Below are 12987 nucleotides of genomic sequence, written 5' to 3'. Positions count from 1 at the left end.
AACGACCTTTGCATGAAGCTCTTTTGACAAGTGCCGTATTGTGCGGAGGGGTGCTCCGATGAGCGCGCGAGGGTTATTCCGCGCGCTTTTCGGGTCCTTTTTCGAGGCTCGTTCAGAGGGTCGGCGGAACCAGGGTGAAGCGGGCGTTCACGGCGGCGTGGACGTGTTGCCGCTGGGGTTCGAGGTCGAGCGGGGCCGGGGCGCCCTCCTCGGTGGGGGCGGCGGCGGAGGCGCGCCGCCAGCCGCCGGCGGGGGCGCCGCGGACGGGGCGGGCCTCGTCGGCGCCGATGTCGGCGAGTTCCACCAGGGCGGCGAGGGTGGTGCCGAGCGCTTCGGCGTATTCGCGGGCGCGCTGGACGGCCGCGTGGACGGCTTGCTGCCGGGCGCGGCGGTAGGCCGGGGAGTCGGTGCGCAGGGTCCAGCGGGGGCCGTGGACCTGGGTGAGGTCGAGGTCGGCGAGGCGGGTGGCGAGTTCGCCGAGGGCGGTGAAGTCGCTGAGCTCGGCGTGGACGCGGACGGCGCCGTGGTAGGCGTGGACGCGTTCGCCGCGGCCGTGCCGGGTGAGTTCGGGGGTGAGGGAGAGGGCGCCGGTCTCCAGGTGGGCGACCGCGTCGCCGTAGGACTTGACGAGGTCGAGGACGGTGGCGTTGCGGCGGGTGAGGTCGTCGAGGGCGGTGCGGCGGTCCCGTCCGCGGGCGGTGACGGTGATGCGCAGGTGGGCCGCCTCGGGGTCGACTTCGAGGTGGGCTTCGCCGCGGACGGCTATGCGGGGGGCGTCGGGGGTTCCGTAGGGGGCGTCGGCCGGTGGGGTGGTCATACGTCCCACTCTGTCACCGGTGCGGGGTGGGGGGACCCGGTGAGTCACCGGATCGAAACCTGCGGGGGCTGTTGCGGGTCGTGTCGAGGGGTCAGAATCTACGCGCGTTGTTCGGGTGGGTCGTCCAACCCGTCATCCCTTCGTCAGGAGAGCCGGCATGCCGTTGAACCGTCGTAAGTTTCTGCAGAGGTCCGCTGTGACGGGGGCCGGGGTGGCGCTGGCCGGTGCGGCGGCTCCGGTGGCCGAGGCGGCGTCCGGGGGTGCGGGGCGCGGGCGGAAGAGGGCGAAGCGGTACGCGCTGACGGTGCTGGGGACGACCGATCTGCATGGGCATGTCTTCAACTGGGATTACTTCAAGGACGCGGAGTACGCGGACGCGGCGGGCAATGCGCAGGGTCTGGCGCGGGTCTCGACGCTGGTGAATCAGGTGCGTGAGGAGAAGGGCCGGGAGAACACGCTGCTGCTGGACGCGGGTGACACGATTCAGGGGACGCCGCTGACGTATTACTTCGCGAAGGTGGACCCGATCACGGCCGAGGGCGGGCCGGTGCATCCGATGGCGCAGGCGATGAACGCGATCGGTTATGACGCGGTGGCGCTCGGCAATCATGAGTTCAACTACGGGATCGAGACGCTGCGGAAGTTCGAGGAGCAGTGCGATTTCCCGTTGCTGGGGGCGAACGCGGTGGACGCGAAGACGCTGCGGCCGGCGTTTCCGCCGTACTTCATGAAGACGTTCCGGGTGAAGGGGGCTCCGCCGGTGAAGGTGGCGGTGCTGGGGCTGACGAATCCCGGTATCGCTGTCTGGGACAAGGCGTACGTGCAGGGGAGACTGGCGTTCCCGGGGCTGGAGGAGCAGGCGGCGAAGTGGGTGCCGAAGCTGCGGTCGATGGGTGCGGACGTGGTGGTGGTGTCGGCGCACTCGGGAACGTCGGGGACGTCGTCGTACGGTGATCAGGTGCCGTACGTGGAGAACGCGGCGGCGAATGTGGCGCGGCTGGTGCCGGGGATCGACGCGATCCTGGTGGGGCACGCGCATGTGGAGATCGCGGAGCAGCGGGTCGTCAATGAGGTGACGGGCCGGGAGGTCGTGCTGTCGGAGCCGTTGTGCTATGCGGAGCGGCTGAGTCTGTTCGACTTCGGTCTGGTGCACGAGCAGGGCCGTTGGCGGGTGGAGTCCGTCAGGGCGTCGTTGCGGGATTCGAGCACGGTGGCGGACGACCCGCGGATCACGCGGCTGCTGAAGGACGAGCACGCGCTGGTGGTGGCGTATGTCAACCAGGTGGTGGGGACGGCGACGCAGACGCTGACGACGGTGGAGGCGCGGTACAAGGACGCGCCGATCATCGATCTGATCACCAAGGTCCAGGAGGACGTGGTGAGGGCGGCGCTGGCGGGGACGGAGTACGCGTCGCTGCCGGTGCTGGCGCAGGCGTCGCCGTTCTCGCGGACGTCGGAGATCCCGGCGGGCGAGGTGACGATCCGGGATCTGTCGAGTCTGTACGTGTACGACAACACGCTGGTGGCGAAGGTGCTGACGGGTGCGCAGGTGCGGGAGTACCTGGAGTACTCGGCGGAGTACTTCGCGCGGACGGCGGCGGGGGCGGCGGTGGACGTGGAGAAGCTGACGAACGCGGGTGGGCGGCCGGATTACAACTACGACTATGTGTCGGGGCTGTCGTACGAGATCGACATCGCTCGGGTGGCGGGTTCGCGGATCAGGAACCTGACGTTCGGGGGTGCGGCGCTGGAGGACGGGCAGCGGTTCGTGCTGGCGGTGAACAACTACCGGGCGAACGGTGGCGGGGCGTTCCCGCATGTGGCGTCGGCACCGGAGGTGTGGTCGGAGTCGACGGAGATCCGGACGCGGATCGCGGAGTGGGTGACGGCGAAGGGGGTGCTGGACCCGGCGGACTTCGCGTCGGTGGACTGGCGTTTGACGCGGGACGGTACGCCGGTGTTCTAGGGGTGGTGTCGTCGGTGTTCCGACGGTGGTGTCGTGGGCCCCGGTCCGGGTGGGTTTCCGGTCCGGGGCCGTGCTGTGCGCGGGGGGTCAGAGGGTGTCGGCGAGGGGGATGAGGACGGTGGCTTCGCGGGCGGAGGGGATGCGGGGGCGGGGTTGTTCGAGGCCGAAGGTGGTGAAGGCGGTGCGGCGCGGGAGGGGGTAGGGGTCGGTGCCGGTGAGGGTGTTGAGGATGGTGGCGCTGCGCCAGGCGGCGAGGCCGAGGTCGGGGGCGCCGACGCCGTGGGTGTGGGTCTCGGCGTTCTGTACGTAGAGGTGGCAGCCGGCGGTGGTGACGGTGGGGTCGAGGAGGATGCGGAAGCGTTCGTCGATCCGGGGGCGGTTGGCGTTGTCGCGGCGGAGGTAGGGGTCGAGGCCGGCGAGGAGGTGGTCGAGGGGGCGTTCGCGGTAGCCGGTGGCGAGGACGACGGCGTCGGTGGTGAGGCGGGAGCGGGTGTTCTGTTCGGTGTGTTCGAGGTGGAGTTCGACCTGGGTGGTGGCGACGCGTCCGGCGGTGCGGACGCGGACGCCGGGGGCGAGGACGGCGTCGGGCCAGCCGCCGTCGAGGGAGTGGCGGTAGAGCTCGTCGTGGAGGGCGGCGAGGGTGTCGGCGTCGACGCCTTTGTGGAGCTGCCATTGGGCGGGGACGAGGCGGTCGCGGACGTTCTCGGGGAGGGCGTGGAAGTAGCGGGTGTAGTCGGGGGTGAAGTGTTCGAGGCCGAGTTTGGAGTACTCCATGGGGGCGATGGCCTCGGTGCGGCCGATCCAGTGGAGGCGTTCGCGGCCGGCGGGGCGGTGGCGGAGGAGGTCGAGGAAGATCTCGGCGCCGGACTGGCCGGTGCCGACGACGGTGACGTGTCCGGCGGTGAGCAGCTCGGCGCGGCGGTCGAGGTAGTCGGCGGCGTGCAGGACGGGGGCGCCGGGGGTGCCGACGAGCGGTTTGAGGGAGTCGGGGACGTAGGGCTCGGTGCCGATGCCGAGGACGAGGTTCTTGGTGCGGGCGCGGCCGAGGGCCTGGGCTTCGCCGTCGGGGCCGAGGTGGGTGTGGTCGACCTCGAAGACGCCGTGTTCGGGGTTGAAGCGGACGGCGTCGACCTGGTGGCCGAAGCGGAGGGTGGGAAGGTTCTCGGAGACCCAGCGGCAGTAGGCGTCGTACTCGGTGCGCTGGATGTGGAAGTGCTCGGAGAAGTAGAACGGGTAGAGGCGTTCGCGTGTTCTGAGGTAGTTGAGGAAGGTCCAGTCGCTGGTGGGGTCGGCGAGGGTGACGAGGTCGGCGAGGAAGGGGACCTGGAGGCGGGCGCCGTCGATGAGGAGGCCGGGGTGCCAGTGGAAGGCGGGACGCTGGTCGTAGAAGACGGCGTCGAGGCCGGTGAGGGGGTGGGCGAGGGCGGCGAGGGAGAGGTTGAAGGGGCCGATGCCGATGCCGACGAGGTCGTGGGGTGCGGTGGTGGGGGTCATCGGGGGGTGTGTCCTTCCACGAGGGTGAGCAGGGCGGTGAGGTCGGCGGGGCGGGTGCGGGGGTTGAGGAGGGTGGCCTTGAGCCAGAGCCGGCCGTCGGGGCGGGCGCGGCCGAGGACGGCGCGGCCCTCGGTGAGGAGGGTGCGGCGGACGGCGGCGACGGCGGGGTCGGGGGCGCCGGCGGGGCGGAAGAGGACGGTGCTGAGGGCGGGCGGTGCCCACAGGTCGAGGGCGGGGTGTTCCTCGACGAGGCGGGCGAGGTCGCGGGCGCGGGCGCAGACGGTGTCGACGAGGGTGGCGAGGCCGTCGCGGCCGAGGGTCTTGAGGGTGACGGCGATCTTGAGGATGTCGGGGCGGCGGGTGGTGCGCAGGGAGCGGCCGAGGAGGTCGGGGAGGCCGGCGTCGGTGTCGTCGTCGGCGTTGAGGTAGTCGGCGCGGTGGCGCAGGGCGGTGAGGTCGGTGGGGTCGCGGACGGTGAGGAGTCCGGCGGCGATCGGCTGCCAGCCGAGTTTGTGCAGGTCCAGGGCGGTGGTGTGGGCGCGGTCGAGGCCGGTGAGCCGGGCGCGGTGGCGGGGGCTGAACAGCAGGCCGCCGCCGTAGGCCGCGTCGATGTGGAGGCGGGCGCCGTGGCGGGCGCAGAGGCCGGCGATCTCGGGGAGGGGGTCGATGAGGCCGGCGTCGGTGGTGCCCGCGGTGGCGGCCACGACAAGGGGGCCGCCGGGGCCGCCGGGGCCGGTGAGCCGGGTGAGGGTGTGGTCGAGGGCGGCGGGGTCGAGGGTGCCGGTGGGGGTGGGCAGGGGCACCGGGTCGGGGAGGCCGAGGAGCCAGGCGGCGCGGGGCAGGGAGTGGTGGGCGTTGGTGCCGTGGACGAGGCGGGTGTCCGGTCCCTGGGTCTCGCGGGCGAGGAGCAGGGCGAGGTGGTTGGACTCGGTGGCGCCGGTGGTGACGAGGGCGTCGGCGTGGCCGGTCTCGTGGGCGAGGGCGCGGGTGACGGCGGCTTCGAGGGCGGAGGCGGCGGGGGCTTGGTCCCAGGAGTCGAGGGAGGGGTTGAGGACGCTCGCGGCGAGGTCGGCGGCGCAGGCGACGGCGAGCGGCGGGCCGTGCAGGTGGGCGGTGCACAGGGGGTGGGCGGGGTCGGCGGAGCCGGCGGCGAGGGCGGTGACGAGGGTGCGCAGGGCGTCGGGGTCGCCGTGGTCGGGGAGGATCTCGCCGAGGGCGGCGCGGGTGCGGGCGGTGACGGCGTCGGGTCCGCCGGCGGGGAGGGGTCCGCGGCGGTGCCGGGTGCCGGTGCGGAGGGCGTCGAGGACGGTGGCGAGCAGGGGCCGCAGGGCGGGTGGGCCGGCGGAGGCGTCGGGGTCCGAGGCGAGGGGTGGCGGAGTGCTCATGGGTTCCTCCCGGGCGCGGTGAGGGGGTCGCGTCCGGAAGGTTCAACGAGCGGTACCCGAACGGGGGCACTGCCGGGCGGGGGCACGTGTCAGGGGTCGTGTAGGGTGCGGCTCCGCTCCGCGTCATCGCCGAGGAGGTCGCCGCCCGGCACGCCAAGGCGTACCCCGTCTCCGGCATCGCGCCCGCGCACCGGGCGCTGGACATCGGCGGTGAGTACCAGTGGCGCCGCGAGGGCGAGCCGCACCTGTTCGACCCCGAGACGGTCTTCCGCCTCCAGCACTCCACGCGCTCCGGCCGCTACGACATCTTCAAGAAGTACACGGACCGGGTGAACGAGCAGTCCGAGCGGCTCATGACGCTGCGCGGCCTCTTCGGCGGTGGGTCAGGGGGTGTCTGCCGGGGCCGGGGGTCCGTGGTCGGGTGCGGGTGGCAGGGGGCTGGTCGCGCGGTTCCCCGCGCCTCTTGGGTACGTCCGCTGTACGTCCCCCGAAGGCGCGGGGAGCGTGCGAGCGGCCTGAGGACCGCCGCCCGCGTCCCGGTCAGCTCCCGTGCGCCTCCCGTACTCGCAGCGCCCGTGCCAGGTCGTCCAGTTCGTCGGCGAGTCTGCGGCGCAGGGCGGGGACGGGGCCGGCGTCGTCGAGGCAGTCCTCGCCGAGGCGGAGGGTGTCGGTGTCGACGGCGTGGGCGGGGAAGGCGAAGCGTCCGGCGGCGGCGGCGACGGCGGGGCCGCGGCGGGCCGCGACGGCGACCGCGGCGGGGAAGTAGCGGGGTACGTACTCCCGGAGCAGGTCGGCCTGTTCGGGCTGCCAGAAGCCCTGGGCGGTGGCGGTGAACAGGTAGGTGGAGAGGTCGTCGCCGGTGAACAGGGCGTCCCAGGCGCGGGCCTTGGCGTCGGGGTCGGGCAGGGCGGCGCGGCAGCGGGCGGCGCCCTCCTGGCCGGTGGCGCTGGGGTCGGCCGCGAGTTCGGCGGCGATGGCGGTCTCGTCGGTGGCGCCGAGGACGGCGAGCCGGGTGAGGATGCGCCAGCGCAGTTCGGGGTCGAGTTCGGGGCCGCCGGGGACGGTGCCGTCGGCGAGCCAGGCGGCGAGGGTGTCGGGGTGGGCGGCGGTGTCGATGCGGTGGCGTACGGCGGTCAGCCGCAGGCCGGGGTGGTCGCCGTCCTCGGTGCGGCGGATGAGGTCGCGGCAGAGGTCGGTGAGGGTGGCCAGGGCGGCGGGGCGGCGGCCGGGGCCGAGGTAGCGGTCGGCGATGTTGGTGTGGGCGAAGGCGAGGACGCCCTGGACGAGGGCGAGGTCGGTCTCGTACGGGAGGTGGGCGCGGGCGGTGCCGAGGTAGACGGCGGGGTCGAGTTCGCCGTCGCGGACCGCGTCGCGCAGGGCGTTCCAGACGACGGTGCGGGTGAGCGGGTCGGGCAGGCCGGAGAGGCGGTCGCGGACGGTGGCGAAGGACTCGGGGTCGAAGCGGATCTTGGCGTAGGTGAGGTCGCCGTCGTTGAGGAGGAGCAGGGCGGGGCGCTTGCCGAGGGGGAGGGGTTCGCTCTGCGGGATGTCGAGTTCGAGGCGTCCGCGCGGGGTCAGGCGGCGTTCGTCGGTGAGGTCGGGGTCGTAGAGGCCCACGGTGACGCGGTGGGGGCGGGTGCCGGTGTGCTCGACGGTGAGGGTGCGGGTGACGCCGGGGCCGGCGCCGAGGACGGGGGTGAGGGTGTCGACGCCGGTGGTGCGCAGCCAGGCGTCGGCCCAGGCGTGGACATCGCGGTCGGTGGCGGCGGCGAGGGAGTCGAGGAAGTCGGCGAGGGTGGCGTTGCCGAAGCGGTGCCGGGCGAAGTGGGTGTTGATGCCGGCGAGGAAGTCCTTCTCGCCGAGCCAGGTGACGAGCTGGCGCAGCGCGGAGGCGCCCTTGGCGTAGGAGATGCCGTCGAAGTTCTGCTGTGCGGCGGCGGTGTCCTCGACGGCCTCGGGGGCGACGGGGTGGGTGGTGGGGCGCTGGTCGGCGTCGTAGCCCCAGGGCTTGCGGGTGACGCCGAACTCGGTCCAGGGGCCGGTGAAGCGGGTGGCCTCGGCGGTGGTCTGGTAGCCCATGTACTCGGCGAAGGACTCGTTGAGCCAGATGTCGTCCCACCAGCGCAGGGTGACGAGGTCGCCGAACCACATGTGGGCCATCTCGTGGGCGATGACCATGGCCCGGGTCTGGCGTTCGGTGTCGGTGACGGCGGAGCGGTAGACGAACTCGTCGCGGAAGGTCACCAGGCCGGGGTTCTCCATGGCGCCCCAGTTGAACTCGGGGACGAAGGCCTGGTCGTAGGAGTCGAAGGGGTAGGGCTCGTCGAACTTCTCGTGGTAGCGGTCGAAGCAGGCGCGGGTGAGGTCGAGGATCTCGTCGGCGTCGGCGTCGAGGTGGGGGGCGAGGGAGCGGCGGCAGTGGATGCCGAAGGGCAGGCCGCGGTGTTCGGTGGTGACCGAGTGCCAGGGGCCGGCGGCGACGGTGACGAGGTAGGTGGAGATGGGCGGGGTGGTGGCGGCGGTCCAGCGGCCGTCGTCGGTGTGTTCGGTGACGCCGTTGGCGAGGACGGTCCAGCCTTCGGGGGCGCGGACGGTGAGGTCGAAGCGGGCCTTGAGGTCGGGCTGGTCGAAGGCGGCGAAGACCCGTTCGGCGTCGTCCGGGGCGAGCTGGGCGTAGAGGTAGGTCTCGCCGTCACTGGGGTCGGTGAAGCGGTGCATGCCCTCGCCGGTGCGGGAGTAGGCCATGACGGCGTCGACGCGGAGTTCGTGGTCGCCGGGGGCGAGGTTCTTCAGCGGGAACCGGTTGTCGTTGAGGTCCTGGGGGTCGAGGGGCTGTCCGTCGAGGGTGACGTTGCGCAGCTGGGCGGGCTTGACCTCGACGAAGGTGTCCGTGGCGGAGCTGTCGCCGCGGACGGTGAAGCGGATGGTGGTGAGGGAGTCGAAGGTCTCGTCGCCACCGGTCAGATCGAGGGCGATCGTGTAGTGGTGGACGTCGAGGAGCCTGGCTCGGGTCTGCGCTTCGTCGCGCGTCAGTACGGACATGGACGCCATGCTGCCCGATGGGTGTCGGAGGGCACAGAGGCGGTTCGGTACGCGGCCTATGTCCGGTCTCTCTGGAGGCTGTCGCACTCCCCCGCGCGCGCCCCCCGGTGCCGGACGGGCGGGGCGGGGGTGTCGGGGTGGGGCCGGGCGGGGCGGGCGGGGTTCTCGGAGTGCTCCCGTACGCGGGCGCGCAGGTCGGCCACCTCGCGTTGGAGGGCGACTTCGCGCCGGTGGCTGTCGTAGAGGTGGCGGACCTTGGTGCGCAGGGTCCAGGGGTCGACGGGCTTGAGGACGAGGTCGGCGACGCCGAGGCGGAAGGCGGTGGCGCTGAGGTCGGGGTCGAAGCCGAAGCCGGTGAGCAGGACGACGGGGATGTGCTGGGTCTGTTCGACGCGGCGCATGTAGCGGACCACGTCGAGGCCGTCGACGCCGGGCATCCGTACGTCGAGCAGGAGGAGGCCGATGCCGCCGCGCAGGACCTGTTTGAGTGCCTGGTCGCCGCTGGTGGCCCGCGCCAGCCGGTAGCCGAGCGGGGCCAGGGCGCTCTCCAGCGCGTACAGCGTGTCCTCGTGGTCGTCGACGATGAGTATCGCGGCGTCCGGGGGTGCGGCATCCGACGGCATGGCCCGACGTCCCTTCCTCGTGCGCCGCCCGGTGGCGGTGCGAGGAGCCGGCGGCGGGTCTCTTCCGTCGTCCGGCGGGGGGTGCACAGCGCAGCATGCACCGTGCGGGCCCGGCTGTCACTCCCCCGGTACGGCGCCGGCCGGGGTCAGTGGCCGGATCGGCCGGGCGCCGGGGCGGTGCCGCCGCCGGTGTCCTCCGCGATGCGTTCGTGGTGGTGGATGACCTCGGCGATGATGAAGTTCAGGAACTTCTCGGCGAAGGCCGGGTCGAGTTTGGCGCTCGTCGCGAGGTCGCGCAGCCGGGCGATCTGCTGGGCCTCGCGGGCCGGATCGGCCGGGGGCAGCCGGTGGCGGGCCTTGAGGTGGCCGACCTGCTGGGTGCATTTGAATCGCTCGGCGAGCATGTGGACGACGGCGGCGTCGATGTTGTCGATGCTGTCGCGCAGCCGGTCCAGCTCCTCGCGGACGGCGGGGTCGACGGTGTCGGTGCGGGTGTTGCTGGTGGTCATGACGGGCCAGCCTACGGGGCGGGGGGCGGGCGGCGCGGGTCCGTCTCAGGTGGCGAAAGCCCACGGCACGGTACCGCCGGGGTGCCTCGGGCGCGGTGCGGCGTCCGGCGTGACACCCTCGCCGCACCCGGCGCGGGAGGCACGGGCCCGTCGTGGGCGGGCCGTGTCAGGGGGTCGGACCGTACAGTGGAACGGTGAGGGCGTGTCGGGGGTGAGGGCGTGGCGGACGACGGACCGGTCGAGCACGGCTTCCCGCATCTGGAGACGGTGCGGGCGGCGATCACCGCGCTGTACCGGCGGCTGTCGTACGACACCGTGCGGACCTTCTCGGCCAGCGTGGCCCCCGCCGACGTGGCGTTCGGCGACACCGACGACCTGCACCTGGGGGCGCAGCGGGTCGCGCACGGGCTGGTGCGGCACTACCGCCTCCCGGACGCCCGCCCGGTCGTCTCCTTCCGCGCGATGACGCACGCGGCGGATGTGGAACTGGCCGCGGGGCCGGAGTACTTCATCGAGCTGAACGACCGGTTCCGTACCCACCGGCGGGACGTCGGGGCGGCGCTGGCGCACGAGGTCGCGCACGTGTACCTGCACCGGCTGGGGCTGTCGTTCCCGGGGACGCGGGACAACGAGATCCTGACGGACACGGTGACGGCGTACCTGGGTGCCGGGTGGCTGCTGCTGGACGCGTTCCGGGAGCACGGGGAGGCGTCGCAGAAGCTGGGGTATCTCACGCCGGAGGAGTTCGGGTACGTGCTGGCCAAGCGGGCGCGGGTGTTCGATGAGGACCCGTCGGCGTGGTTCACCAGTCCGCAGGCGTACACGGCGTACGTCGCCGGCCGGGAGCGGGCCCGCGCGGACGAGCGGCAGCCGCCGCTGACGGCGGCCGGCTGGGCGGGCCGGCGCCGCTATGCCCGGGACCGGCGCCGCGCGCGGGACCAGGGGGCCGGCGCGGCGGGGGCCGGCGGGGTGCTGTACGCGTTCGCCGCGGACGGGCCCGGCCCGCTGCGGGTGTCCTTCCCCTGCCCGACCTGCCACCAGCGCATCCGCGTCCCGGTGCGGGGGCGGGTGCGGGCGCGGTGCGGGCTGTGCCGGACGGTGCTGGACTGCGACACGTGAGCCGGGGCGGCGCCGCACGCGGTCAGCTTCCGGTGACGATCCCCCGGGCCCGCGCCTCGGCCAGCCACTCGGGGAACTCCCCCACCAGGCGGTCGTACAGCTCGGCGTCGGGGACCGCGCGCGGGTCCGGTCCGGCGTGGAAGAAGCCGGCGTTGTCCACGGCGCGCCGGTCGGGGACGGGCAGTTCGTCGAGCCGGCGCAGGTAGTCGAACTGCGTGCTGCCGGGGTCGCCGAAGCCGACGAACTGCCAGAACAGCGGCAGCCGGGCCGCCTTGCACAGGTAGCGCTCGGCGGCGAGGCGGTCGACCGGGCCGCCGTCGGTCTGGAAGACGACGAGGGCGGGGGCGGTGGCGCCGCTGTCGAGGTAGTGGTCGATGACGGCGTCCATGGCCAGGTGGTAGGCGGTCTTTCCCATGTGCCCGAGTCCGGCCACGATCCGGTCGATCCGCCCCTGGTGGCCGGTGAGCGCGATGTCGGTGACCGCGTCGACGTCGGTGGAGAAGAACACCACCGGGACCGTGCCGTCGTCGTCGAGATGCGCGGCGAGCGACAGCACCCGGTCGGCGAGGGCCTGCACGGTGCCGTCCTTGTAGTACGGCCGCATGGAACCGGAATAGTCGACGACGAGGTAGACGGCGGCCCGGAGGCCGTCGAGTCCCCGCCCGCGCAGCGAGTCGCCGGCGGTCTTGTAGAGGCTCACCAGCGCGGGCGCGCTCTCCTCGATCTCGCGCAGACCGATCGCGGCCATGTGTTTCCCCCTCCGGCGCACCGGCTGCCGAGAGTACGGCACGGGGCGACCCTGCTCTCGGCCGGTCCCCAGCGGTTCGCTATTTTGTTCGCCGCCGCCCCCACCGGCCCGCTTCTGCCCGAACGTCCGCCCGTACCAGAGGAGCCGGCTCGTGGAGTCCGAGCCCGTCGTCACCACCTGCTACCGCCATCCGTCGGTGGAGTGCCACGTCCGCTGCACCCGCTGCGAGCGGTACATCTGCCCCGACTGCATGCGGGAGGCGCCGGTCGGCCACCAGTGCCCGGAGTGCGTGAAGGAGGGGGCGCGGTCGGTGCGCCGGGCGCGGACGATCGTCGGCGGCCGGATCTCGGCGACGCCCGTGGTGACGTACGCGCTGATCGCGCTGAACGCGCTGGTCTACGTCGCCGAGGTGGTCCGGCCCGGGATCGTGGACCGCTTCTCGGTGCTGACGGCGCGGCTGGCCGGTCCGGACGGCCTGCACTACGTCTACCAGGCCGACCGTCCCGCCGGCTTCCGTGCCGAGGGGGTGGTGGCCGGGGAGTGGGAGCGGCTGCTGACCGGGGGTTTCCTCCATCTCCAGCCGACCGAGGGCACGTTCGGGCTGCTGCACATCGTGATGAACATGGTGGCGCTGTGGCAGTTGGGCCGGGTGGTGGAGCCGATGCTCGGCCGGGTCCGGTTCGCGGCGCTGTATCTGCTGGCGGTGCTCGGCGGTTCGGTGTGCGTCGTGCTGCTCGCCGATCCGGGGCAGGGGACGGTGGGCGCGTCGGGCGGCGTCTTCGGGCTGGGGGCGGCGTACTACGTGCTGGCCCGCCGGGTCGGCGCCGACCTGGGGCCGGTGAACCGGTTCATGGCGTATCTGCTGGTGTGGCTGCTGCTCTCCGCCGGGCTGACCTCCTGGCAGGGGCACGTGGGCGGTCTGGTGACCGGCGGTCTGGTGGCGGCGGCGTTCGCCCACGCGCCCCGGGACGGGCGCCGGGTGCCGGTGCAGGCGGGCGCGTGCGCCGTGCTGCTGGTGGTGCTGGCGGCGGCGGTGCTGGCCCGGGTGTCCGCGCTGACCGGCGGGGGCCCGGCGTGAGACGCGGGGTGCCGCCCTTCGCGGCGGTACCGGTGGCGGCGTACGTCCCGGCGCCGGCGGACCGCGCCGACGCGCCGGCCGGGGCGGCGACGAGGTGGGAGGTGTACGGGGACCGGTGCGAGATCCCTTGAGGGGACCCGTACGGGGTTCCGCGGGCGGACGTGCGGCGGCGCCCGCCTCCGGGTCCGGTCGGGGACAGGAGGCGG

At 73.4% G+C, this 12987-nt stretch carries 10 protein-coding genes and 1 pseudogene; 4 read left to right on the top strand and 7 right to left on the bottom strand.

What is annotated here, in order from left to right:
• Nucleotides 1–112: 112 nt before the first annotated feature.
• Nucleotides 113–817 carry an SIMPL domain-containing protein gene (locus Sdagh_RS32400; protein WP_190078711.1) on the bottom strand — a complete coding sequence of 235 codons (705 nt, stop codon included), beginning with the start codon at nucleotides 815–817 and terminating at the stop codon, nucleotides 113–115.
• Between the two features lie 157 nt (nucleotides 818–974).
• Here Sdagh_RS32400 and Sdagh_RS32395 point away from each other — a divergent pair, with 157 nt between their 5' ends.
• Nucleotides 975–2783 (top strand): bifunctional metallophosphatase/5'-nucleotidase, encoded by a 1809-nt coding sequence (locus Sdagh_RS32395; RefSeq protein ID WP_190078710.1) that lies wholly within the window; start codon nucleotides 975–977, stop codon nucleotides 2781–2783.
• Nucleotides 2784–2870: 87 nt separating this feature from the next.
• Here the strand turns inward: Sdagh_RS32395 and Sdagh_RS32390 are convergent, their stop codons facing one another.
• Both Sdagh_RS32390 and Sdagh_RS32385 read right to left on the bottom strand, forming a co-directional pair.
• Nucleotides 2871–4277 carry a lysine N(6)-hydroxylase/L-ornithine N(5)-oxygenase family protein gene (locus tag Sdagh_RS32390; RefSeq protein ID WP_190008216.1) on the bottom strand — a complete coding sequence of 469 codons (1407 nt, stop codon included), beginning with the start codon at nucleotides 4275–4277 and terminating at the stop codon, nucleotides 2871–2873.
• A complete protein-coding gene (locus Sdagh_RS32385) occupies nucleotides 4274–5662 on the bottom strand; it encodes a pyridoxal phosphate-dependent decarboxylase family protein (protein WP_189425067.1) in 1389 nt (462 codons plus the stop codon). The genes Sdagh_RS32390 and Sdagh_RS32385 overlap by 4 nt, the downstream gene beginning before the upstream one ends.
• A 119-nt stretch (nucleotides 5663–5781) precedes the next feature.
• Between Sdagh_RS32385 and Sdagh_RS32380 the strand changes: the two are divergent.
• Nucleotides 5782–6039, top strand: a pseudogene (locus Sdagh_RS32380) (hypothetical protein); the annotation flags it as partial.
• Nucleotides 6040–6202: 163 nt separating this feature from the next.
• Here the strand turns inward: Sdagh_RS32380 and pepN are convergent.
• The 3 genes from pepN to Sdagh_RS32365 form a co-directional block, all read right to left on the bottom strand.
• Nucleotides 6203–8704 (bottom strand): aminopeptidase N, encoded by a 2502-nt coding sequence (gene pepN / locus Sdagh_RS32375; RefSeq protein ID WP_190078755.1) that lies wholly within the window; start codon nucleotides 8702–8704, stop codon nucleotides 6203–6205.
• A 56-nt stretch (nucleotides 8705–8760) separates the two neighbouring features.
• Nucleotides 8761–9327, bottom strand: coding sequence for a response regulator (locus Sdagh_RS32370; protein ID WP_190078756.1), 567 nt, complete (start codon nucleotides 9325–9327; stop codon nucleotides 8761–8763).
• Between the two features lie 146 nt (nucleotides 9328–9473).
• Nucleotides 9474–9836: a chorismate mutase gene (locus tag Sdagh_RS32365; protein WP_189425222.1), complete on the bottom strand. Its 363-nt coding sequence runs from the start codon at nucleotides 9834–9836 to the stop codon at nucleotides 9474–9476.
• Between the two features lie 219 nt (nucleotides 9837–10055).
• Here Sdagh_RS32365 and Sdagh_RS32360 point away from each other — a divergent pair, with 219 nt between their 5' ends.
• On the top strand, nucleotides 10056–10955 hold the full coding sequence (locus Sdagh_RS32360; protein WP_189425219.1) for a hypothetical protein: 900 nt from the start codon (nucleotides 10056–10058) through the stop codon (nucleotides 10953–10955).
• Between the two features lie 22 nt (nucleotides 10956–10977).
• On the opposite strand, the gene Sdagh_RS32355 is transcribed toward Sdagh_RS32360, so the two are convergent.
• Nucleotides 10978–11703: a vWA domain-containing protein gene (locus tag Sdagh_RS32355; RefSeq protein WP_189425217.1), complete on the bottom strand. Its 726-nt coding sequence runs from the start codon at nucleotides 11701–11703 to the stop codon at nucleotides 10978–10980.
• Between the two features lie 151 nt (nucleotides 11704–11854).
• On the opposite strand from Sdagh_RS32355, the gene Sdagh_RS32350 reads away from it, so the two are divergent.
• On the top strand, nucleotides 11855–12781 hold the full coding sequence (locus tag Sdagh_RS32350; protein ID WP_190008210.1) for a rhomboid family intramembrane serine protease: 927 nt from the start codon (nucleotides 11855–11857) through the stop codon (nucleotides 12779–12781).
• The last annotated feature ends 206 nt before the right edge of the window (nucleotides 12782–12987 follow it).

It is taken from the genome of Streptomyces daghestanicus (assembly GCF_020521275.1).
In the GTDB taxonomy this organism is placed as follows: domain Bacteria; phylum Actinomycetota; class Actinomycetes; order Streptomycetales; family Streptomycetaceae; genus Streptomyces; species Streptomyces griseoviridis.
This window is presented reverse-complemented; position numbering and strand designations above follow the sequence as displayed.

Bases quoted from the DNA above. Each gene is read 5' to 3' on its own strand.
- Sdagh_RS32395 (WP_190078710.1), top strand. From the start codon at position 975: ATGCCGTTGAACCGTCGTAAGTTTCTGCAGAGGTCCGCTGTGACGGGG.
- Sdagh_RS32365 (WP_189425222.1), bottom strand. From the start codon at position 9,836: ATGACCACCAGCAACACCCGCACCGACACCGTCGACCCCGCCGTCCGC.
- Sdagh_RS32355 (WP_189425217.1), bottom strand. From the start codon at position 11,703: ATGGCCGCGATCGGTCTGCGCGAGATCGAGGAGAGCGCGCCCGCGCTG.
- Sdagh_RS32390 (WP_190008216.1), bottom strand. From the start codon at position 4,277: ATGACCCCCACCACCGCACCCCACGACCTCGTCGGCATCGGCATCGGC.
- pepN (WP_190078755.1), bottom strand. From the start codon at position 8,704: ATGTCCGTACTGACGCGCGACGAAGCGCAGACCCGAGCCAGGCTCCTC.
- Sdagh_RS32400 (WP_190078711.1), bottom strand. From the start codon at position 817: ATGACCACCCCACCGGCCGACGCCCCCTACGGAACCCCCGACGCCCCC.
- Sdagh_RS32370 (WP_190078756.1), bottom strand. From the start codon at position 9,327: ATGCCGTCGGATGCCGCACCCCCGGACGCCGCGATACTCATCGTCGAC.
- Sdagh_RS32385 (WP_189425067.1), bottom strand. From the start codon at position 5,662: ATGAGCACTCCGCCACCCCTCGCCTCGGACCCCGACGCCTCCGCCGGC.